Genomic DNA, 19,732 nt, shown 5'->3' with positions numbered 1-19,732 from the left:
TCGAATGCCAAAACTAACGCCCGTCATTCTGTGTGGTGGCAGTGGAACCCGCCTGTGGCCTTTGTCGCGCGAGCACTATCCCAAGCAATTTTTGAGCTTGCAGGACGATGGCCAGTCCATGCTGCAGAACACGGCAGTGCGCCTGCATGGCGTGCATCCCAGCATCGCGCAAACCAGCCCCGTGCTGGTCTGCAATGCGGACCACCGTTTTTTGGCCGCGCAGCAACTGCAGGAACAAGGCATTGCCGATGCCAAGCTGGTGTTGGAACCTACCGGTAGAAACACCGCCCCTGCGCTGACCTTGGCTGCCTTGGCGGCTGAAGCCGATGCGGTATTGCTGGCGATGCCTGCCGACCATGTGATGACGCGCCCCGAGCAATTGCACCGTGCTGTGGAAGCGGCCTGGCCGCTGGCCAGCGAAGGCGCGATGGTCACTTTTGGCATTGTGGCCGACCGCCCCGAGACGGGCTATGGCTATATCCAAAAGGGCGCTGCTGATAGCCACGGCGCGTTTGCGATCGAGAGCTTCGCAGAAAAACCTTCGCTGGAGGTCGCTGAGCAGTATCTGCGCAGCGGCCAGTACCTGTGGAACAGTGGTTTGTTCATGGTGCGTGCCGACCAGTGGCTCAAGGCCATGGCCGCCCTGCAGCCTGCGATGCTGCAAGCCTGTGAGCAGGCCATGGCGCAGAGCAGCCGGGATATGGACTTTATCCGCCCCCATGGCGAGCTGTTTGGCGCCTGCCCCGCAGATTCCATCGACTACGCAGTGATGGAGAAATTGCCGGTTCGCCCTGAGTTGGGCGTGCCTGCACGCGTGGTGCCGCTTGATGCCGGCTGGTCTGATCTGGGTGCCTGGGATGCCCTGTGGGATGTGCTGCCACGTGACGGACAAGGCAATGCCGGCACTGGCGAAACCCTGGCCATTGATACCAGAAACAGCCTGCTGTTCTCGGAAAGCCGCTTGATCGCAGCGGTAGGCCTGGACAACGTGGTGGTGGTGGAGACGGCCGATGCGGTGCTTGTTGCCGATAAATCGCGCACCCAGGATGTGAAGAAAGTGGTGGCCCAGCTCAAGGCCCAGAACCGCAGCATGGCCTCAGCCCACCGCAAGGTGCACCGCCCCTGGGGTTGGTACGACAGCATCGACAGCGGCAGCCGCTTCCAGGTCAAGCGCATCGTCGTCAATCCGGGTGCACAGCTGAGCCTGCAGATGCACCACCACCGTGCCGAGCACTGGATTGTGGTCAAGGGAACAGCCGAAGTAACGAACGGGGATCAGATCTTCCTGCTCGGCGAAAACGAATCCACGTTTATTCCGCTGGGCCATGTCCACCGCCTGGCCAACCCTGGCAAGGTGCCGCTGGAGATTATCGAGGTGCAGTCGGGCAGCTATCTGGGTGAGGACGACATCGTGCGTTTTGAAGACACCTACGGACGCGCGCCAGACACTGTGAGTGGCAAATGAGTTTGCCGGGTTTCACGATGATGCGCTCGTTGTGGGCGTACCGGGGCTTTGTTTGGAGCAGCGTCATGCGCGAGTTCCATGGCAAGTACCGCGAGTCACTGTTTGGTGCGTTCTGGGCAGTGGCCAATCCCTTGGCCATGATCCTGATCTACACCTTGGTCATGGGCCAGCTGATGCGCCCGACCTTGCCTGGTTATGAAAAGACGCCTTTTGCATTCCCCATCTATCTGTGTGCGGGGGTCATCAGCTGGAATTTCTTCTCTGAGGTGGTGTCGCGGCTGAACGGGGTGTTCATCGACAACGGCAATCTCATCAAAAAGTCGAACTTTCCTCGTGTTTGCCTACCGATTATTGTGGTGGTCTCGGCCTTCCTTAACTTTGCCATCGTGATGGCTATCTATCTGGTCTTTCTGGCATTGATAGGCCATTGGCCAGGACTGCCCTTGCTGGCCATGCTGCCACTGCTGTTGTTGCAAACGTGTTTTGCGGTTGGCCTTGGCGTATTGCTGGGGACTCTGAACGTTTTTTTTAGAGACGTGGGGCAGCTCACCGGTGTGGTGTTGCAGTTCTGGTTCTGGCTGACGCCCATCGTCTACACGTTGGGAGCCTTGCCAGAAAAGGCGCGCCCCATCATGCAAATGAACCCCATGACGCCCCTGGTGCAGAACTACCAGCAAATATTCCTGACCCAAAATTGGCCTACTTGGGCACCATTGCTCAATCTCTTGCTGATTTCCTTGGGGCTGCTGGCCTTGGCTGCGTGGTTTTTCAGTGCTCGCGTGGGTGAGCTGGTAGATGAACTATGACGAATGTCTTGACTGTCAGCCATGTGGGCAAGGCCTATAAGCGCTACCCCAATAAATGGGTACGTGCATGGGAGTGGGCGTCAGGCCGAACCACCCATGAGAAAACCTGGGTTCTGAAAGATATTGACTTCAGCGTCAAACCTGGCGAAGCCGTTGGCATTATCGGCGTCAATGGTGCCGGCAAAAGCACGCTTCTCAAGATCATCACTGGCACCACCCAGCCCACCACTGGTGGGGTGCAGCGCAGTGGCCGCGTGGCTGCGCTGCTTGAGCTTGGCATGGGTTTCCACCCGGATTTCACGGGGCGTCAGAATGTCTTCATGGCTGGCCAGTTACTAGGCCTGAGCCAGGCTGAGATCGACGAGCACATGCCTGCGATTGAGGCATTTGCAGAAATTGGTGAATACATTGACCGGCCTGTCCGCCTCTACTCCAGCGGCATGCAGATGCGGCTGGCGTTCAGTGTGGCGACGGCTGTGCGTCCAGATTTGCTGATTGTGGATGAAGCCCTCTCGGTGGGGGATGCCTATTTTCAGCACAAGAGCTTTGACCGTATCCGCGCGTTTCGGGACCAGGGCAGTGCACTGTTGATTGTGTCGCACGACCGTGCAGCTATACAGGGTTTATGCAGCCGAGCTTTGCTGCTCGAACGAGGCGTTGTCGTGAAGGACGACAATCCCGAGGCGGTGATGGATTTTTACAATGCATTGATCGCAGAGCGTGAGAACCAAACTGTGCAGGTCGTCCAGTTGGCTGATGGGAGAAGCCAAACCACATCAGGTACAGGTGAGGCGAAGGTCAAGAATATTGCCTTGGTCAATGAGGCAGGAGAAGCCGTTGAAATCATCAACGTTGGCCAGCAAGTTCATCTGCAGATAGATATTGAGTTGGGTGCAATCCTTCCGGGCCTCGTACTTGGTTACTCCATCAAAGACCGGCTGGGTCAAACTATCTTTGGTACCAACACGCACCACCTGGGTTTAAATTTGGATGCCCATGTGAGAGATGGCTGTGTTCGTGTGCAGTTCACATTTCCCGCAAATCTTGGCCCTGGATCATATTCCATTGCAACCGCCTTGCATAAGTCAGACACCCATTTGGCCGCCAACTATGAATGGCGTGATCTTGCACTAGTGTTCAATGTGCTGAATATCAATCGGACTCCATTCGAGGGTAATTGCTGGATACCTCCAGAAGCAAAGTGTATTGCATGAGCTCCGATAATTTTTACCGCGCCTTCGAAGATCGCCACAGGGGTTCTCGCGAACTCATTCTGGAGCGGTTGAAGGTATATATTCCATACATTAGTCCGCTGCTGGCTTTGTATACACCCGCCAGGGTGCTAGACCTTGGATGCGGTCGAGGCGAATGGCTGCAGCTTTCTCAATCACATGGCTTTGAAGCCCGTGGGGTAGATCTGGATGAGGGCATGCTACAGGCATGCATTGAGCGCGGCTTGTCGGTCACTCAAAGCGATGCCATCGATTACCTGAGTGCGCAGCCTGACTCGTCATTGGCCGTCGTGTCGGGGTTTCATGTTGCTGAACATATTCCTTTTGAATTGCTCGATAAACTGGTTGGAGAGGCACTGCGCGTTCTTAAGCCAGGAGGTTTGCTAATCCTTGAAACCCCTAATCCTGAAAATGTTGTGGTAGGGACGGCCAATTTCTATCTGGATCCGACGCACCAACGCCCCATCCCTCCGCTGCTGCTGGAATTTCTACCCAGCCACCACGGTTTTGCGCGTGTGAGTACGCTGAGATTGCAAGAGCCCGATGACATACACTCGCGCTCTGATATTTCACTGATGGATGTGCTCAACCATGTCAGTCCAGACTATGGGGTGGTGGCGCAGAAATCAGCGACCCCGGAGGTCATGGCATCATTCGATAGCGTTTTCAACGTGCAAAGGGGCGTGGATTTGCCCAGCCTAGCCCATCGCTTCGACCAGCGTCAGAACGAGTTAATGGCGGCACACCACGAAACGCGTTTGAAGAGTCTTGCCACAGAGGCAGCGTTGGCAAGCACGCGCGGTGACATTCAGCTGTTCCAAGGCAATGTGCGAGTATTGCAGCGTGACTTGCAACTGCTGCGAGGTGAGTTATCGGCCTTTCGAAGTGAGCTGCAGTCCTTGCACGCTGAATTGGCTGCGACCCAAGCGGCGCGGGACGCCTTGCTCCATAGCGCGTCTTGGAAGGTGACAGCGCCGTTGCGAGGCATGGGCGCCTTTGTTGCTTCGCCTATGACTTTCATGATGGACAAAGTCTTGCAATATCCTCGTCTCAGCGACTGGATAAACCGAGCCATCAGCCAGTTGCCTTGGCTACATGCGCATTTGCGTCACAAGGCTATCTCAAGAGGTCTGCTGTGCGAACCTGTGTCTGTCAGCGAGATGAGTGCCGATCACCCCACCATTGCCGATCTCTCACCCCGCGCAAAGCAAGTGCACACTGCATTGGAGCAAGAAATTGCTCGTTTGAGAGGCTAAGACCATGAGAATCTTGATTGATCTTCAAGGAGCGCAGTCTGCGAGTCGGCACAGAGGGATAGGCCGGTACACGCTTGCGCTGGCCTTGGCGATGGCTAAAAACAAGGGTGAACATGAGATTCATCTGTTGCTCAATGGCATGCTGGCTGAAACGATTCGGCCGATACGTGATGCGTTTAAGCCATGGATACCAGCCAATCACATCCATGTCTGGCATGCGCTCGCGCCGGTAAATAGCAGCGAGCCAGAAAATGCGGTGCGCCGAGGTATTGCAGCCATCATCAGAGAAGAGGCCATTTGCCAGATTCAGCCTGATGCGGTGCACATCAGCAGTCTCTACGACGGCTTCGGCGACAACTCGGTGCACAGTGTCCATGAGCGGGCGGGGTGCCCGGTAGCGGTCACGTTTTACGATGCGATCCCGTTGATCCAGGCATCCACCTATCTGGACAACGACACGGTCTATCGTGATCACTACTTAGCCTGTACTGCGCAAGCGAAAAAGGCAGATTTGCTGTTGGCCATATCTGAATCTGCAAGGCAAGAAGCCATCACGCACCTTCAGGTGGATTCACATAGCGTCGTCAACATTTCCTCGGCGATAGACCCCTGCTTCAGGCCGGTGAGCTATTCAGCCGAGCAAACACGTGATTTGCAAAGGCGCTTGGGTATTCGCAAGCCCTTTGTGATGTATTCCGGTGCAACGGATGAGCGTAAGAACCATAGAGGCCTCATCAGCGCATTTGCGCAGCTCTCAACTGATTTGCGCCATGCCCATCAATTGGTACTGGCCGGTGGGTTGCCACCAGATCACCGTGAGCAGCTAGAGGCCCATATACGCGACTGCGGATTGGGCCAGGCTGAGGTGGTGATTACGGGACGCATCAGCGATGACGACATGGTGCAGTTGTACTGCCAATGTGCCCTCTATGTGTTTCCGTCCTGGCATGAAGGCTTTGGCTTGCCGGCACTGGAGGCCATGTCCTGTGGTGCAGCCACCATTGGGGCCAACACTACCAGTGTTCCCGAGGTCATAGGATGGGAGCGAGCGCTCTTTGATCCGTATGATCCCGCAGACATAGCGCAAAAGATGGCCGAAGCGTTGACCGATGCAGACTTCCACCAAGAGCTTCGGGCGCACGCTTTAAGGCAGGCAACCCAGTTTTCCTGGGAGAACTCGGCGCTCCGAACCATTGCAGCGCTGGAGGACTTGGTCTCAAAGACGACCGTGACAGAGGCATCTGTTCGGTTGGATCTGCTGCCCGCCATTGCGCAGATGGCGGCGGAAGATGCAAGCCTGGACTTGATGGGCCTGTCGCAGGCCATTGCGCGTAACCACAGAGCTGCCAAACCGCAGTTATTGGTCGATATCTCAGAGCTGGTGCAGCGCGACGCCCGAACCGGGATTCAACGTGTAGTACGCAGCATTCTCCATGAATGGCTTTCACACCCGCCGGATGCCTATGAAGTCCGAGCCGTTTACGCGACGACAGAAAAACTCGGTTATCGCTACGCTGATCAATTTGTTCAGAGTTTTTTGGGCAAGCCAGGCGCGTATGCGGCTGATCCGGATGCCGCCATTGATTACGCTTCCGGCGATATATTTTTGGCGCTAGATATGCAGCCGCAAGTGCAGATCTATCAGTCGCCCTTTTATCAGACTTTACGTAATCACGGCGTCGATGTGCGATTTGTGCTGTATGACTTGCTGCCCATCACGATGCCGCAGTTCTTTCCCGAAGGTGCTGAAGCAAACCATTCCCGTTGGGTAAGCGTGGCTGCGCAGACTGATGGGGTCATTTGTATATCGCAGTCTGTCGCGGATGAGTTCAAAGCATGGTGTCGAAAACAAGGATCAACAAATCTGCCGCAGATTGACTGGTTTCACATGGGGGCGGACATTGAAAGTTCTACTCCCAGCCAAGGACTGCCGGCCGATTCATCGGAAACACTCGATAAACTTTCCATGCGTCCGACCTTCCTGATGGTGGGGACAGTGGAGCCACGTAAAGGGCACGCTCAAGTCTTGGATGCGGCCAACGCCTTATGGAACTCTTCTACCGATTTCAACCTAGTGTTTGTTGGAAAGCAGGGGTGGAAGGTAGACAGACTGGTGGATGACTTACAAGGACATCCCCAGCTCGGTGAGAGGCTCTTTTGGTTGCAAGGAATAAGTGATGAATATCTTGCAAAAGTATATGCGCAATCGGATTGTTTGATTGCCGCCTCTTATGGTGAGGGGTTTGGATTGCCCTTGATTGAGGCTGCTCAAATTGATCTCCCAATTATTGCTCGCGATATTCCGGTGTTTCGTGAGGTGGCCGGTGATTACGCTATATATTTTAATTCTGCAGCTGGGCTGGAAGCAGTGATCAGCAGTTATGTAGCTTCATTTGACAATCGCCAGGAAAGAAATTCTAAGCACATGCCGTGGCAGACTTGGGGGCAAAGCGCAGCGCAGCTACTTCAGCGTATTGCTACCAAGGTTGAAGTTTGAGAATATTTAACTGGTTATCTCCAGTGGCAGGTGTTAACATAGTGAGAATGAGTAATGGGTATATTTTAATTTAGTTGATAGTATGCCGCTGCAGCACGAAGATATGAAGGCTGCTGCAATGATTGAGATTTCCGAAATCTTGCCATCCTGATGTATGCTTTCGCGTCGTCAGAATATTATTTATGTACATCCAATGAAAAAAGCCATCATCACCGGTATCACCGGCCAAGACGGGGCCTACCTGGCCGAACTCCTGCTCTCCAAGGGCTACACCGTTTACGCCACCTTCCGCCGCACCAGCTCGGTCAATTTCTGGCGCATCGAAGAGCTGGGCATCCAGAACCACCCCAACCTGCATCTCGTCGAGTACGACCTGACCGATCTGTCGTCCAGCATCCGCCTGTTGCAGACCACAGAAGCCACCGAGGTGTACAACCTGGCGGCGCAGAGCTTTGTCGGTGTGTCGTTCGAGCAACCAGTGACCACGGCAGAAATCACCGGTCTGGGGGCCGTGAACCTGTTGGAAGCCATTCGTATCGTCAATCCCAAGGTGCGCTTTTACCAGGCCAGCACCTCGGAGATGTTTGGCAAGGTGCAAGCGGTGCCCCAGAAGGAAGACACGCCTTTCTACCCGCGCAGCCCCTATGGTGTTGCCAAGCTGTATGCGCACTGGATGACGGTGAACTACCGTGAGAGCTATGGCATCTTTGGCGCCAGCGGCATTTTGTTCAACCACGAAAGCCCGCTGCGCGGCCGCGAGTTCGTCACCCGCAAGATCACCGACAGCGTCGCCAAGATCAAGCTGGGCAAGCTCGATGTGATGGAGCTGGGCAATATCGACGCCAAGCGCGACTGGGGTTTTGCCAAGGAATATGTGGAAGGCATGTGGCGCATGCTCCAGGCCGATGAGCCCGACACCTTTGTGCTGGCCACCAACCGCACCGAGACCGTGCGCGACTTCGTGCGCATGGCCTTCAAGGGCGCCGGCATGGATGTGGATTTCCAAGGCAAGGCTGAGGAAGAGACCGCCATTGATACTGCCACCGGCAAGACGGTGATGCGCGTCAATCCCAAGTTCTACCGCCCAGCTGAGGTGGAGCTGCTGATTGGCGACCCCGCCAAGGCCAAGGCCAAGCTGGGCTGGGAGCCGCATACCTCCCTGGAGCAGCTCTGCCAGATGATGGTCGAGGCCGATATGCGCCGCAACCAAGCCGGGTTCTCGTTCTGATGAACGCCGCTGCCAATGCCGTGGGTGCAGCAGCCCAAAAGCGGGTACTGCTGACAGGTGCGCAGGGGTTTACCGGTCAGCATCTGGTGCCCTTGCTGCGCGCTGCTGGCTGGGATGTCTGGTCGCTTGATCGCTCCGCGTCCGGTGGCGCTGGGCTGATTCCAGCAGCGCAGTGCCTGCAGGCGGATTTGCTCGACGAGGCAGCGCTGAAAAGCGCTGTTCACCAGATCAGTCCGCAGGCGGTGGTGCATTTGGCAGCGATTGCGTTTGTGGGCCACGGCTCGGCGGATGACTTCTACCGCGTCAATGTGGTGGGCACCCGCCACCTGCTGCAGGCCTTGAGTACTTTGCCTGTCAAGCCGCAGTGCGTGTTGCTGGCCAGCAGTGCCAACATCTACGGCAACAGCCATGAAGGTGGCTTGCCCGAGAGCACCACCGCCAACCCTGCCAATGACTACGCCGTGAGCAAGCTCGCGATGGAATACATGGCGCGGCTGTGGCTGCCGCAGTTGCCGGTGGTGCTGGTGCGGCCGTTCAACTACACGGGCCTGGGCCAGTCGCCGCAGTTTCTGATCCCCAAGATCGTGGACCATGCGCTGCGCAAGGCCGACGTGATCGAGCTGGGCAACCTGGATGTGGACCGCGATTTTTCTGACGTACGCGATGTGGCGGCCGCCTATGTGCGCTTGCTGGATAGCGCCGCGCAGGGCACTGCAGTAGGTGGGGTGTTCAATGTCGGCTCGGGCCGCACCTGGTCGCTGCGCGACGTATTGGAACAGGTGCAGCAGATCAGCGGTCACACCATGGAAGTACGGGTGAATCCGGCCTTTGTACGTGCCAACGAGGTGCGCATCTTGCGCGCTGACACCACAGCGCTGGAGCAGGCCATCGGTGAGTGGCGCAGCTACCAACTGGAAGACACCCTGCGCTGGATGCTGCGGGCTTGAAGGACCTTATGGGTTTAGACATCATCTTGGGCGCTGATGCGCTCCATGCGCCGTTGACCGGCATTGGGCGTTACAGCTACGAGCTGGCCAGCCAGCTGCGCCAGCACCCTGATGTAGACCGTTTGCGCTACTTCTCACATGGCCATTGGGTGGCAGATCCGTTGGCGGCGCTCGGTGGACAGAGTCCAAGTCCCACCGTCCCGGCGCCTGGTGTGCAAACCACCCCCAACACTGCGCCCACCTTATTCACGCGTCTGCGTAGCACCTTGTCGGCCAACCGCGCAGCAGTGCGGGTGTACCAAGCGCTGATGCCTGCCATTTCGCGTTGGCGAGTACGCGGGGAAGGGCAGGCCATTTTTCACTCGCCCAATTACCTGGTTCCGCCTTTCCCAGGCCGCACGGTCAATACCGTGCATGACCTCTCGCATGTGTTCTACCCCGAGTTCCACCCGCAGGCGCGGGTGGAATTCATGAACATGGCCTTTGGCAGCAGCCTCAGGCACACCGAGCATGTGATCACCGATACGGAAACGGTGCGCCAGGAATTCATCCAGCACTTTGGCTGGTCGGCGGACAAGGTCACGGCCATTGGCCTGGGTATGGATGCCGCCTACCATCCGCGCAGCGATGCCGAACTGGCCCCTGTGCTGGCCAAGCATGGCCTGCAGCCGCGCAGCTACGCGCTGTATGTGGGCACGATCGAACCGCGTAAAAACATAGGCCGTTTGCTGGAAGCCTATGCGCAACTGGACCCGGCCTTGCGCAAGGCTTGTCCGCTGGTGCTGGCAGGCGGCAAGGGCTGGAAATCCGAAGACATACACCGCCGCATGGAGCAAGCGGCCAACGAGGGCTGGCTGCATTACCTGTCCTATGTCGACCAGGCCGACCTGCCCATGCTCTATGCGGGCGCGCGCCTGTTCGCCTACCCTTCGCTCTATGAAGGCTTTGGCCTGCCGATCGTGGAGGCCATGGCCAGCGGCACGCCGGTGCTGACCTCCGATGCCTCCTGCATGCCCGAGGTGGCGGGCGGTGCAGCGGCGCTGGTCAACCCGCTGGACGTGGACGACATTCTGCGCGGTCTGCAACGCCATCTTGGAGACGAGGCATGGCTGCGCGATGCCAGTGCCAAGGGCTTGGAGCGGGCGGCCAACTACTCCTGGCAGCGCTGCGCAGCGGAGACCCTGGCGGTTTACAAGGCGCTGTAAGGCTGCATGGGTCTTCGCGCTTGTGGGTGCCTGTTAGATCTTGCTGTCGGGCCAATCCACAAACGAATGCCGCCACCCCGTCCACACCGCGGGCCCCTGCGCCATCTCCGCATCGCTCAGCAGGCAGCTGTCCAGCTGCGCGCGCAGCGCCGGCTCGTCCATGTCCATGCCGATCAACACCAGCTCCTGGCGGGCGTCGCCTACGCGGTCGTCCCAGGCTTTGCGGATCAGGGCCAGCGCCTCTTCGTCCTGCGGCCAGCGCTCTTCGGGCACGGCGGCCCACCAGTAGCCAGCCGCGCTGTGGCGCGCCACGGCACCGGCTTGTGACCACTGGCCGGCCAACGTCGGGTGGCTGGCCAGCCAGAAAAAGCCTTTGGAGCGCACCACCCCTGGCCATTCCTGGTTGATCAGCGCAAAAAAGCGCTCGGGGTGGAAGGGGCGGCGGGCGCGGTAGACAAAGCTGGCAATGCCATAGGCCTCCGTCTCGGGCTGGTGGCTGCCGCGCAGCTCCTGCAGCCAGCCAGGGGCCTGGGATGCCTGCTCAAAATCGAACAAACCTGTTTGCAGTACCCTGTGCAGCGGCACCTGGCCAAACACGGCCAGCACAATGCGGGCGCGGCGGTTCAGGCCCCGCAAGATGCCCATCAGTTGCTCGCGCTCTGCGTCAGACACCAGGTCGGCCTTGTTGAGCACGATCACATCGCAGAACTCGATCTGCTCGACCAGCAGGTCGACCACGGTGCGCTGGTCCTCATCCCCCAGCGATTGGCCGCGTGCCCGCAGGTGGTCGCGCGAGCTGTAGTCTCGCAGAAAGTTGAAGGCATCGACCACCGTGACCATCGTGTCCAGCTGCGCCACATCGCCCAGGCTGCGGCCGTCCTCGCCGGCAAAGGTAAAGGTCTCGGCCACCGGCAATGGCTCGGAGATGCCGGTGGACTCGATCACCAGCTGGTCAAAGCGGCCTTCGCGGGCCAGGCGGCTGACTTCTACCAGCAGGTCCTCGCGCAGGGTGCAGCAGATGCAGCCATTGCTCATCTCCACCAGCTTCTCATCGGTGCGCGACAGCTCGGCCCCGCCTTGGCGCACCAGGGCGGCGTCGATATTGACTTCGGACATGTCATTGACGATGACCGCCACGCGCCGGCCTTCGCGGTTGTTCAGGATGTGATTGAGGAGCGTGGTTTTGCCGGCCCCCAGAAAACCGGAGAGCACGGTGACGGGGAGTTTGGCTGGGCGTGCCGTTGCCAGTGGATAGGAGAGGGCGGTGGAAGTCATCGTGGAATGCGGGGTTGCGCTGGCTCGGGCGGCTTGCTGCATGCCCCGGTCAGCGCTGGGTGGTACCTGTGTTGACGATTCGATATGTTATAACATAACAAATCCAAGCTGATTTTTCTCAAGCGTTCACTGGGAACCGGGGTTGGCAGCTGTTGAGATGTGGAAAGGACAGCGATGATTCCCCGAACCTACGCGCAGTGGCGGCACTGCATCACCGTCGAATGCGCCATCCCCTTGAGCGCGGACTACATCGCGCAGCGGCTGGCGGTCTGGCGCAATGCGGAGTTGGAGGAGACGCGGCGCTTCAGGCGCCTGTACGGCGATGCGCATTGGCAGGCGGTGCAGCGCTGGTTGCTGCAAGCCGCCCAAGAGCAGGAGCGCGCCGCTGCGGAGCCCCCGCTGGCAGCGTCCGCACAGCAGAGCGGCTAAACTCGGGCCTCTGCCTTTGTTGTCACCATGTCCACAGCCGCCAAAACGCCCCCGCCCGAGTTGACCAAGCACCAAGCCCTGGTGCTGCAAGCGCTTGCGCGTGAGGCCAATCCAGCCAGTGCCTATGCCTTGCTGGACCAGCTGCGTGACGAGGGCCTGCGTGCGCCCCAGCAGGTCTACCGCGCGCTGGACAAGCTGATCGAATACGGCCTGGTGCACCGGGTGGAAAGCCTCAACTCTTTTGTGGTCTGCGCGCATGCCCATGCCGAAGGCCATGACCATGGCCTCGTGGTGTTCGCCATCTGCGATAGCTGCGGCCAGGTCGATGAGTTCCTGGAGCCTGCGGTAGAGCGGCGCCTCAAGACCTGGTCCAAGGCCAACGGCTTCCGGCCCAGCAGCACCCATGTCGAGATGCATGGCACCTGCAGCCGCTGCGCTGCTGCGCCCGCCGCTTAGCGCGCCGGATCGCTGTTTCTCTCCCTTTCCTGTACCGCGTTTCTTCCCGCACCGCTTGGCCGCCGTGGTCAGGCAGAGCCGCGCTTTTTTCGTGAGTCTGGTGTTTTGATGTTATAACATCACATTTTTGGAATGTGCCGGGTGTTTAGCCCGCGCCGCCCAGGCAAACTGGGTGCGCGACACCTGCGAATGGGCGAGCTATGGGATCAATACACACAACCAGGCGCCGCAGCGCCTTGCAGGCCTCGGCGCTGGCACGTTGCCTGCTGGCGCTGGGCCTGAGCGCGCTGTTATGGGGCGTGGTGGCATGGGCGGTACAACAGCCATGATGCAGTCCGTTCCCCCTTTGCCAGTGCCGGGCTGCAGCGTGGACTTTGAACTCTCCAACCTGGGCCTGGGCTATGGCGGCAGGCTGGCACTGCGCGGTGTCAGCGGGCAGTTTGCGGCCGGATCGATGACGGCCATCGTCGGCCCCAACGGGGGCGGTAAATCGACCCTGCTCAAAGGCTTGCTGGGGCTGCTCGCGCCCATGCAAGGGTCGCTGCGCTGCCGCTATCCGCGTGCGGCACTGGGCTATCTGGCGCAGGCCTGCGAGGTGGAGCGTGACTTCCCCATCAGCGTGGAAGACTTCGTCAGCCTGGGCCTGTGGGCGCAAACGGGCGCGCTGGGGGCGGTCAGCGATGCGCAGCGCGCGCAGATCGGTGCAGCGCTGGCAACGGTAGGTCTGCAGGGCTGGCAGCCGCGCTGGATTGCCGAGCTCTCGGGCGGGCAGTTTCAGCGCATGCGCTTTGCCCGGCTCTGGGTACAGAACCCGCCGGTGATCTTGCTGGACGAGCCGTTCACCGGCGTTGATGAGCCCTCCGTCGATGTGCTGCTGCAGCTGTTGCAGCAGTGGCATGCGCGGGGCAGAACGGTGCTGGCCGTGCTGCATGACCGCGAGATGGTGCAGCGGTATTTCCCGCAGGCATTGGCACTGGCGGGGACGCAGCTGGCCTGGGGCGACACCGCCGATGTGCTGCCGGGCCTGGCAGCGCGCGCTGCCGCCAGGAGGCGCGCATGATGGCCGAGCTGTTGTGGCATCCCTTTGTGGACTACGGCTTCATGCGCCGCGCGCTGGCCGGCTGCCTGGCCCTGAGTGCTGGGGCTGCGCCCTTGGGCACCATCTTGCTGCTGCGCCGCATGAGCCTGGTGGGCGACGCCATGTCACATGCCATCTTGCCGGGCGCGGCCCTGGGCTATTTGCTGTTTGGCCTGTCCTTGCCGGCGATGACGATCGGCGGTTTGGCAGCGGGACTGGTCGTGGCCATGCTCTCGGGTGTGGTGACCCGCTACACCGCCTTGCGCGAAGACGCAAGCTTTGCCGGTTTCTACCTGATCTCGCTGGCGCTGGGCGTGTTGCTGGTCTCGCTGCGCGGCTCCAATGTGGATCTGCTGCATGTGCTGTTCGGCTCGGTGCTGGCGCTGGACGATCCCACCCTGTATCTGACCGCCACCATCGCCAGCCTGTCGATGCTGGGCCTGGCGCTGATGTACCGGCCCTTGCTGATGGAATGCCTGGACCCCGGCTTTTTGCGCCTGCAGGGGCGCATGGGCAGCATCAGCCATGCGCTGTTCATGCTCTTGCTCGTGCTCAACTTGGTGGGGGGCTTCCATTCGCTGGGTACCTTGATGGCCGTGGCCCTGGTGGTGCTGCCCGCCGCCAGTGCGCGGTTCTGGCTGCGCGGTGTGGGCCTGCAGATGGCGTTGTCCACCGGTATCGCGATGGCCGGCAGCGTGCTGGGCCTGCTGCTGTCCTACCACGCGGGCATTGCGGCATCGGCCGCCATCACCTTGAGCCTTGGCGGCCTGTACCTGCTGTCCTTGTGCCTGGGCCGGCTGGGCAGCGTGCGCGCGCAGCGCCACAGGCCGGGCAACGATTCTGTGTCTGAACCAATGGGAGTATCCGAATGAGCAACTTTTACCTGAACCGCCGCGCGATGCTGGGACTGGCGCTGACCAGCGCCCTGCCCGCCGGCTCCGTCTGGGCTGCGGGCCAGCCGCTGCCCGTCGTGGCCAGCTTCTCCATCTTGCAGGATCTGACGCGCCAGGTGGGCGGTGACTTGGTGACCGTCTCTGCGCTCGTCGGCCCTGATGGCGATGCCCATGTGTTTGAGCCCACACCGCAGCAGGCGCGCCAGCTGCAGCAGGCCAAAGTGCTGGTTTCCAATGGCCTGGATTTTGAAGGATGGTTGCCGCGCCTCAAGAAGGCCGCAGGCTTCCAAGGCCAGGAGATCATCGCATCGCAGGGCATTGCGGTACGCGCCTTGCCCAAGGGCCAAGGACACGATCACAAACAGGACCACGGGCATGACCACGGCGCTGACAAGGCGGGGCATGACCACGACCATGGGCACGGCCACCACCATGGCCCCAACGACCCCCATGCCTGGCAGGATGTGAAAAACGCCATCGTCTATGTGCGCAATATCGCCAAGGGCCTGGCCACGGCAGACCCGGCCAACGCGGCCCGCTACGACCAGCAGGCCACCCAGTACATTGCCCGCCTGACTGCGCTGGATGCCAGCCTGCGCCAGCGCTTTGCCGCCGTGCCCGCAGCGCGGCGCACCGTCGTCAGCACCCATGATGCCTTTGGCTACTTTGCCCAGGCCTATGGCCTGCGCTTTGTGCCGGTGCGCGGCCTGTCGACCGAATCCGAGCCCTCGGCCCGCGACATGGGGGCGCTGGTCAAGCAGGTGCGCGAAGAGCGCATCGGCGCCATTTTCCTGGAGAACATCTCCGACCCGCGCCTGCTCGAACAGCTTTCGCGCGAGACGGGTGCTGCCATCGGTGGCCGCCTCTACTCCGATGCGCTGTCGCCTGCAGGTGGCCCCGCTGCCACCTATGTCGATATGGTCGAGGCCAACGCTGCCACCTTGCTCAAGGCCTTGCAAGCGGGCTGACCAACGCCGGTTGCAGAGCACGCTGCCTGTCCCTGCGCCAACGCAGGCAGCGTGGATGCTGCACCCCGCTTCTCAGCGGCTGCGCCAAAGCCGACCGGCTGCGTTACCTGCTCGGTTTGCACCGGCGGTCCTTTGCACTGCCGCTGTGGTCGGGGGCTGTCCTCGTGGCCTTCCACCGCAGCGCATCTGTAAGCTTGATCTTTCTCAAGATGCGCATTTGCAACGGCATTCTGGATTTTGTGAGCAGATACATGAAATTGAATGTATCAACATTGCGCCGCGACGCCACGCAAAGCCGGGCTACGGGCTGGGCGCGGCCCACTGCTGGTGTTAATGCCAGCGTCCGATGATTTGTCGCTTGCGTTGCTATCAAAACTTCCTTGCCTGCAGATGTCGGTGTGGCCAAGCGCCGAGCCGCTGCTCCGTGACTCTGCGCTGATCTTCAGCGTAGTTATTGAATCTTGGTATATCTATTGACGTAAGTTATTGGTAAGAAAACACCAGGCATCCCCTATGATGCGGCCTTGTTGGAAATAATATGAATTTCTAAATATCAATAAATTCTATTGATGATTGGGTCGGTGGCTGCTCATCTCCATGCCTCAATGCGATCTCTTCATCCAATGGTCTAGAGGATCGCAGCGCCACGCGCAAGCGGGTGAGGGAGGGTGTAATGATGGTGTTTCAAGCAGCAGGCCAATGGCTGCCGGCTCAACCTGCAAGCCGCCGTGCCGTGCGTCTGGCAATCGCGCCCGCGCGGCGCGGCTTCACGCTGATCGAGGTCATGATTGTGGTCGCCATTGTGGCGATTCTGTCGGCGATTGCCCTGCCCAGTTACAGCGAGTACATCAAGCGTGGCCAGATTGTGGAAGGCATCACTCCGTTGGCCGATATGGGCGCCAAGATGGAGCAGTTCTTCCAGGACAACCGAACGTACAGGAAAGCTTGTGATAGCAAGGTAGCCGCCGCACCACCGGATACCAAACGCTGGGACTACAGGTGCTTTCCGTTGGGGAGCAGCTACACCGTCAAGGCTATAGGCAAGGGATCCATGTCCGGCTTCGAATTTGTCCTGACCCACGAAGGTGCCCGCAATACTGCCAGCGTGCCACCTGGCTGGACCAAAGGCACGGGCTGCTGGTCCATCCGAAGAGACGGGAGCTGCTGATGGCCTGGCAGCGTTCCAACCTGGGATTTACATTGATCGAGCTGATGGTGGGCTTGGCCCTCACTGTCTTTTTGCTGTTGTTGGCCATCCCATCGGTCTCCGTTTACATCCTCGATTCTAAAATCCGCGCGGCCGCCCAAGCCTACTACGATGGTGCGCAACTGGCGCGGGCCGAAGCGCTGCGCCGCAATGCCTATGTGGCCCTTGGCATGACTGACAGCAACCTGGGCTGGACAGTCACGGTAGGCAACTCACAAATCGCCAGCAAAACCGTGGAAAGTGCAACCGGCCTGACTGTGGAGGCGGAACAAAGCACCGTCACCTTTGACAGCGTGGGCCGGACCCCGCAAGCCAATGCGGTGAACTTCAAGCCCACCAATGCGACCTGTCTCGAAGACAGTGGCGCCCAGCGCTGTCTGCGCGTGCTTATCTCGCCCGGTGGCCAGGTGCGCATGTGTGACCCAGCTGTCAGTGCCGACGGAGACAACCGCAAATGCTGATGCCTCGTATGACCGCGCCTGCATATGCGGCGGCAAGTGGCCAGCGGGGCATGATGCTGATCGAGTCATTGGTCGCCATCATGATCATCGTGTTTGGCATTCTGGGCATTGCCGGGCTTACTGCGCGATCGGTTAACTGGTCGGGCCAGGCGCATTACCGCACTGAGGCAGGTATGTATGCAGCCCAGATTGTGCAGGCCATCTCTCTTCGGGTGGATCGCAGCTCGCCTGAGGCGCTGGCTGCATCTCTGCAAAATATGCAGCACCAGCCGGATGGCAGCTTGGAGCTTTGCAGTTTCAGCGGGAAGCAGGCAGAAAACGTCGACGTCCTCAATTTGCTGTCTGCCGCGCGAGGTGGCCCACAACATGTGCAGGGCCTGCCAGGTGGAGTGCCGACAAGGCAGCAGATTTTGGTGAATACCAGCAATGGGTTGAACCAAGTGACGGTCACGCTGTGCTGGCTGTCCCCGCAGGACGCGGCATTGCGCAATTACCAGATTCAGGCCTATGTGCACTAGCCTCCATCCTATGGACACAGGCAGCATGGCCTGGTTGCAGCGGATCCGGCTTGCAGGATGCCGCCATCCGCAACGCTCGCTACAAGGCCAAGCTGGTTTTTCCATCATCGAAATCCTGATTGGCCTAGCTATTGGCCTGGCCAGCATGCTTGTCATCTACCAGCTCTATGGCGTGTCAGAGAAGCAGCGCCGTACGGTCTCCTCTGTGAGCAACGCCCAAAGCGCTGGCGCATTGGCACTGTTCAGCATCGAGCGTGATATTCGCTCCGCCGGCCTGGGCTTTGCTTCGATGGAGCCTCGGCATTTGGGCTGCTCGGTGCAGGCGCATAACAATGGCCGCGCCTTTACGTTCCCGCTAGTGCCTGTGCGTATCACAGCCACCAGTGGAAATACGCAGTTGTGGGTGCTCACCGGCTCGTCCGCCAACATGGTGATGGGCTCACGCTACGAGGCCAGTGCCAACGGCGTCTTCAGCATGGAGAAATCCAATGCCGGCTTGCATGCCGGCGATGTGGCCGTGGGTACCTCAGACACCAATACCCAAGAGTGCTTGCTGATGGAAATCACCGCTGGCGCCCGCTCCACGGTGGCTACGGATTCGGGCAGCGAACCCTATCCCGACAAGCGGGTAAGCCAGGGTGCCGGAAGCTATAGCAACTTCTATACCGGGACTAGCGTAACCCCTCGTTTTAACGGCGGCAGCCGCCGCAACATGCTCGATGGCGGCACCACCAGCCTGGGTGAAGGGGCGCTTTACAACCTGGGTCCCGAGCCGCAGTTGCACGTCTGGAGCCTGCAGGGCAATGAGCTGGTCTATTACAACTTTCTGAACGAGACCAGCGAGAGCAGTGTGTCTGTCGCACACGATGTGCTCAGGTTTCAGGCGGAGTATGGCTATGACATCAACGGAGATGGCCAGATTGACAACCGGGCTGAGTGGACAGCTTCGCCGTCGTCGACCGGCTCCAACACCGAACCGGACTGGGAGAAGGTGCTTGCCGTACGCATAGCGGTGGTAGTACGCAGCTCACAGTACGAGCGTGACGAGGTCACCCAAAGCCCACCACGCTGGGCCAGTGGCAGCAAGCAGTTCTGGACAGATGACGACGCGCCCGACTCGGACTGGAAGCACTACCGCTACCGCGTCTACGAAAGCGTGATCCCGCTGCGCAACACCCTGTGGGGGCAACTAGCACCATGACGATCCGATACCGCCAACCATTTCCCGCCACGCGTCCACACAGCGCACGCGGCGTCGTGCTGCTGGTCGCACTGGTCGTGCTTTTGGTAATGACGCTCACCAGCCTGGCGCTGGTGCGTACCACCACGACGGGCTCTTCCATCGCGGGCAGCCTGGCACTCAAACAAACAGCCACTACCGGTGCCGACCTGGGCCTGGAGTATGGGCTGGCACAACTCGATCAGCTGTCGCAAAACGGCGCGGCGCTGGACGGTGACAACGCCGGCGCAGGCTACTTTGCCAGCTTCGACCCCAGGGTCGCGGCCAAGGAGCTGCTATGGGATGCCAGTGGCAAACAAGCCACCGCCGATGACGGCTTGGGCAATGAAGTGCGCTACATGATCCATCGCCTGTGCAGCGCAGCGGGCCCACTGAATGCCGCAGGCCAATCGTGCGTGGCACCCGAAGGCACGGGCTGCCCCGGCTCATCCGACAGCCCTGGCAGCGTAGTGCCCTGCAATGACCGGCCCATGTACCGCATCAGCGCGCGTGCAGTGGGCCCGCGCGCCACCGTGAGCTATGTGCAGATGACCGTGTATTGATGACTGCAGCGCGCAGGCGCGCCCCCTGG

The 19,732-nt window shown here is 59.9% G+C and carries 19 protein-coding genes; 18 read left to right on the top strand and 1 reads right to left on the bottom strand.

Features of this window, described 5'->3' with window-relative positions; genetic code table 11:
* The first annotated feature begins 4 nt into the window (after nt 1-4).
* The 8 genes from ACCQ08_RS06210 to ACCQ08_RS06175 all read left to right on the top strand — a co-directional run bounded on the left by ACCQ08_RS06210 (nt 5) and on the right by ACCQ08_RS06175 (nt 10,636).
* Nucleotides 5-1,465, top strand: a complete 1,461-nt coding sequence (locus ACCQ08_RS06210; RefSeq protein ID WP_373449223.1) for a mannose-1-phosphate guanylyltransferase/mannose-6-phosphate isomerase — start codon at nt 5-7, stop codon at nt 1,463-1,465.
* A complete protein-coding gene (locus ACCQ08_RS06205) occupies nt 1,462-2,271 on the top strand; it encodes an ABC transporter permease (protein ID WP_312414772.1) in 810 nt (269 codons plus the stop codon). Before ACCQ08_RS06210 ends, ACCQ08_RS06205 begins: the two co-directional genes overlap by 4 nt.
* Complete coding sequence (locus tag ACCQ08_RS06200; RefSeq protein ID WP_312414775.1) at nt 2,268-3,485, top strand: ABC transporter ATP-binding protein; 1,218 nt, start codon at nt 2,268-2,270, stop codon at nt 3,483-3,485. Before ACCQ08_RS06205 ends, ACCQ08_RS06200 begins: the two co-directional genes overlap by 4 nt.
* Nucleotides 3,482-4,759 (top strand): class I SAM-dependent methyltransferase, encoded by a 1,278-nt coding sequence (locus tag ACCQ08_RS06195; RefSeq protein ID WP_373449222.1) that lies wholly within the window; start codon nt 3,482-3,484, stop codon nt 4,757-4,759. The genes ACCQ08_RS06200 and ACCQ08_RS06195 overlap by 4 nt, the downstream gene beginning before the upstream one ends.
* A gap of 4 nt (nt 4,760-4,763) precedes the next feature.
* Nucleotides 4,764-7,256, top strand: coding sequence for a glycosyltransferase family 4 protein (locus ACCQ08_RS06190; RefSeq protein ID WP_373449221.1), 2,493 nt, complete (start codon nt 4,764-4,766; stop codon nt 7,254-7,256).
* Between the two features lie 193 nt (nt 7,257-7,449).
* Nucleotides 7,450-8,484 (top strand): GDP-mannose 4,6-dehydratase, encoded by a 1,035-nt coding sequence (gene gmd, locus ACCQ08_RS06185; RefSeq protein ID WP_373449220.1) that lies wholly within the window; start codon nt 7,450-7,452, stop codon nt 8,482-8,484.
* Complete coding sequence (locus tag ACCQ08_RS06180; RefSeq protein ID WP_373449219.1) at nt 8,484-9,431, top strand: NAD-dependent epimerase/dehydratase family protein; 948 nt, start codon at nt 8,484-8,486, stop codon at nt 9,429-9,431. The genes gmd and ACCQ08_RS06180 overlap by 1 nt, the downstream gene beginning before the upstream one ends.
* A gap of 8 nt (nt 9,432-9,439) precedes the next feature.
* A complete protein-coding gene (locus ACCQ08_RS06175) occupies nt 9,440-10,636 on the top strand; it encodes a glycosyltransferase family 1 protein (protein WP_312414788.1) in 1,197 nt (398 codons plus the stop codon).
* Between the two features lie 33 nt (nt 10,637-10,669).
* On the opposite strand, the gene zigA is transcribed toward ACCQ08_RS06175, so the two are convergent.
* A complete protein-coding gene (zigA, locus tag ACCQ08_RS06170) occupies nt 10,670-11,911 on the bottom strand; it encodes a zinc metallochaperone GTPase ZigA (RefSeq protein WP_373449218.1) in 1,242 nt (413 codons plus the stop codon).
* Nucleotides 11,912-12,085: 174 nt separating this feature from the next.
* Here zigA and ACCQ08_RS06165 point away from each other — a divergent pair, with 174 nt between their 5' ends.
* The 10 genes from ACCQ08_RS06165 to ACCQ08_RS06120 all read left to right on the top strand — a co-directional run bounded on the left by ACCQ08_RS06165 (nt 12,086) and on the right by ACCQ08_RS06120 (nt 19,703).
* Nucleotides 12,086-12,340 (top strand): hypothetical protein, encoded by a 255-nt coding sequence (locus ACCQ08_RS06165; protein WP_373449217.1) that lies wholly within the window; start codon nt 12,086-12,088, stop codon nt 12,338-12,340.
* 27 nt (nt 12,341-12,367) lie between these two features.
* Nucleotides 12,368-12,796 (top strand): Fur family transcriptional regulator, encoded by a 429-nt coding sequence (locus ACCQ08_RS06160; protein ID WP_239809965.1) that lies wholly within the window; start codon nt 12,368-12,370, stop codon nt 12,794-12,796.
* Nucleotides 12,797-13,124: 328 nt separating this feature from the next.
* Entirely contained in the window at nt 13,125-13,856 is a 732-nt protein-coding gene (locus tag ACCQ08_RS06155) for a metal ABC transporter ATP-binding protein (RefSeq protein WP_373449216.1), read from the top strand.
* Nucleotides 13,856-14,746 (top strand): metal ABC transporter permease, encoded by an 891-nt coding sequence (locus tag ACCQ08_RS06150; protein WP_239809963.1) that lies wholly within the window; start codon nt 13,856-13,858, stop codon nt 14,744-14,746. The genes ACCQ08_RS06155 and ACCQ08_RS06150 overlap by 1 nt, the downstream gene beginning before the upstream one ends.
* Nucleotides 14,743-15,735 (top strand): metal ABC transporter substrate-binding protein, encoded by a 993-nt coding sequence (locus ACCQ08_RS06145; RefSeq protein ID WP_373449215.1) that lies wholly within the window; start codon nt 14,743-14,745, stop codon nt 15,733-15,735. Before ACCQ08_RS06150 ends, ACCQ08_RS06145 begins: the two co-directional genes overlap by 4 nt.
* Nucleotides 15,736-16,408: 673 nt before the next feature.
* Complete coding sequence (locus tag ACCQ08_RS06140) at nt 16,409-16,903, top strand: type IV pilin protein (protein WP_373449214.1); 495 nt, start codon at nt 16,409-16,411, stop codon at nt 16,901-16,903.
* A complete protein-coding gene (locus ACCQ08_RS06135) occupies nt 16,903-17,403 on the top strand; it encodes a GspH/FimT family pseudopilin (RefSeq protein WP_369460271.1) in 501 nt (166 codons plus the stop codon). The genes ACCQ08_RS06140 and ACCQ08_RS06135 overlap by 1 nt, the downstream gene beginning before the upstream one ends.
* Nucleotides 17,397-17,921 (top strand): hypothetical protein, encoded by a 525-nt coding sequence (locus tag ACCQ08_RS06130; RefSeq protein WP_312526501.1) that lies wholly within the window; start codon nt 17,397-17,399, stop codon nt 17,919-17,921. The genes ACCQ08_RS06135 and ACCQ08_RS06130 overlap by 7 nt, the downstream gene beginning before the upstream one ends.
* Nucleotides 17,922-18,066: 145 nt before the next feature.
* The gene (locus ACCQ08_RS06125) at nt 18,067-19,122 is read left to right on the top strand and encodes a PilW family protein (RefSeq protein ID WP_373449213.1); all 1,056 of its coding nucleotides are present in this window, start codon (nt 18,067-18,069) and stop codon (nt 19,120-19,122) included.
* Nucleotides 19,119-19,703: a hypothetical protein gene (locus ACCQ08_RS06120; protein ID WP_239809958.1), complete on the top strand. Its 585-nt coding sequence runs from the start codon at nt 19,119-19,121 to the stop codon at nt 19,701-19,703. The genes ACCQ08_RS06125 and ACCQ08_RS06120 overlap by 4 nt, the downstream gene beginning before the upstream one ends.
* The last annotated feature ends 29 nt before the right edge of the window (nt 19,704-19,732 follow it).

The sequence above is a fragment of the Comamonas sp. SY3 genome (assembly GCF_041730275.1).
GTDB classification, from domain to species: Bacteria; Pseudomonadota; Gammaproteobacteria; order Burkholderiales; family Burkholderiaceae_C; genus Comamonas; species Comamonas sediminis.
Note: the sequence above shows the minus strand (reverse complement) of the source record. Positions and strands in the feature narration are given on the sequence as shown.

Coding starts and splice junctions, on each gene's coding strand:
- ACCQ08_RS06210 (WP_373449223.1), top strand. CDS start 5: ATGCCAAAACTAACGCCCGTCATTCTGTGTGGTGGCAGTGGAACCCGC.
- ACCQ08_RS06205 (WP_312414772.1), top strand. CDS start 1,462: ATGAGTTTGCCGGGTTTCACGATGATGCGCTCGTTGTGGGCGTACCGG.
- ACCQ08_RS06200 (WP_312414775.1), top strand. CDS start 2,268: ATGACGAATGTCTTGACTGTCAGCCATGTGGGCAAGGCCTATAAGCGC.
- ACCQ08_RS06195 (WP_373449222.1), top strand. CDS start 3,482: ATGAGCTCCGATAATTTTTACCGCGCCTTCGAAGATCGCCACAGGGGT.
- ACCQ08_RS06190 (WP_373449221.1), top strand. CDS start 4,764: ATGAGAATCTTGATTGATCTTCAAGGAGCGCAGTCTGCGAGTCGGCAC.
- gmd (WP_373449220.1), top strand. CDS start 7,450: ATGAAAAAAGCCATCATCACCGGTATCACCGGCCAAGACGGGGCCTAC.
- ACCQ08_RS06180 (WP_373449219.1), top strand. CDS start 8,484: ATGAACGCCGCTGCCAATGCCGTGGGTGCAGCAGCCCAAAAGCGGGTA.
- ACCQ08_RS06175 (WP_312414788.1), top strand. CDS start 9,440: ATGGGTTTAGACATCATCTTGGGCGCTGATGCGCTCCATGCGCCGTTG.
- zigA (WP_373449218.1), bottom strand. CDS start 11,911: ATGACTTCCACCGCCCTCTCCTATCCACTGGCAACGGCACGCCCAGCC.
- ACCQ08_RS06165 (WP_373449217.1), top strand. CDS start 12,086: ATGATTCCCCGAACCTACGCGCAGTGGCGGCACTGCATCACCGTCGAA.
- ACCQ08_RS06160 (WP_239809965.1), top strand. CDS start 12,368: ATGTCCACAGCCGCCAAAACGCCCCCGCCCGAGTTGACCAAGCACCAA.
- ACCQ08_RS06155 (WP_373449216.1), top strand. CDS start 13,125: ATGCAGTCCGTTCCCCCTTTGCCAGTGCCGGGCTGCAGCGTGGACTTT.
- ACCQ08_RS06150 (WP_239809963.1), top strand. CDS start 13,856: ATGGCCGAGCTGTTGTGGCATCCCTTTGTGGACTACGGCTTCATGCGC.
- ACCQ08_RS06145 (WP_373449215.1), top strand. CDS start 14,743: ATGAGCAACTTTTACCTGAACCGCCGCGCGATGCTGGGACTGGCGCTG.
- ACCQ08_RS06140 (WP_373449214.1), top strand. CDS start 16,409: ATGATGGTGTTTCAAGCAGCAGGCCAATGGCTGCCGGCTCAACCTGCA.
- ACCQ08_RS06135 (WP_369460271.1), top strand. CDS start 16,903: ATGGCCTGGCAGCGTTCCAACCTGGGATTTACATTGATCGAGCTGATG.
- ACCQ08_RS06130 (WP_312526501.1), top strand. CDS start 17,397: ATGCTGATGCCTCGTATGACCGCGCCTGCATATGCGGCGGCAAGTGGC.
- ACCQ08_RS06125 (WP_373449213.1), top strand. CDS start 18,067: ATGCTTGTCATCTACCAGCTCTATGGCGTGTCAGAGAAGCAGCGCCGT.
- ACCQ08_RS06120 (WP_239809958.1), top strand. CDS start 19,119: ATGACGATCCGATACCGCCAACCATTTCCCGCCACGCGTCCACACAGC.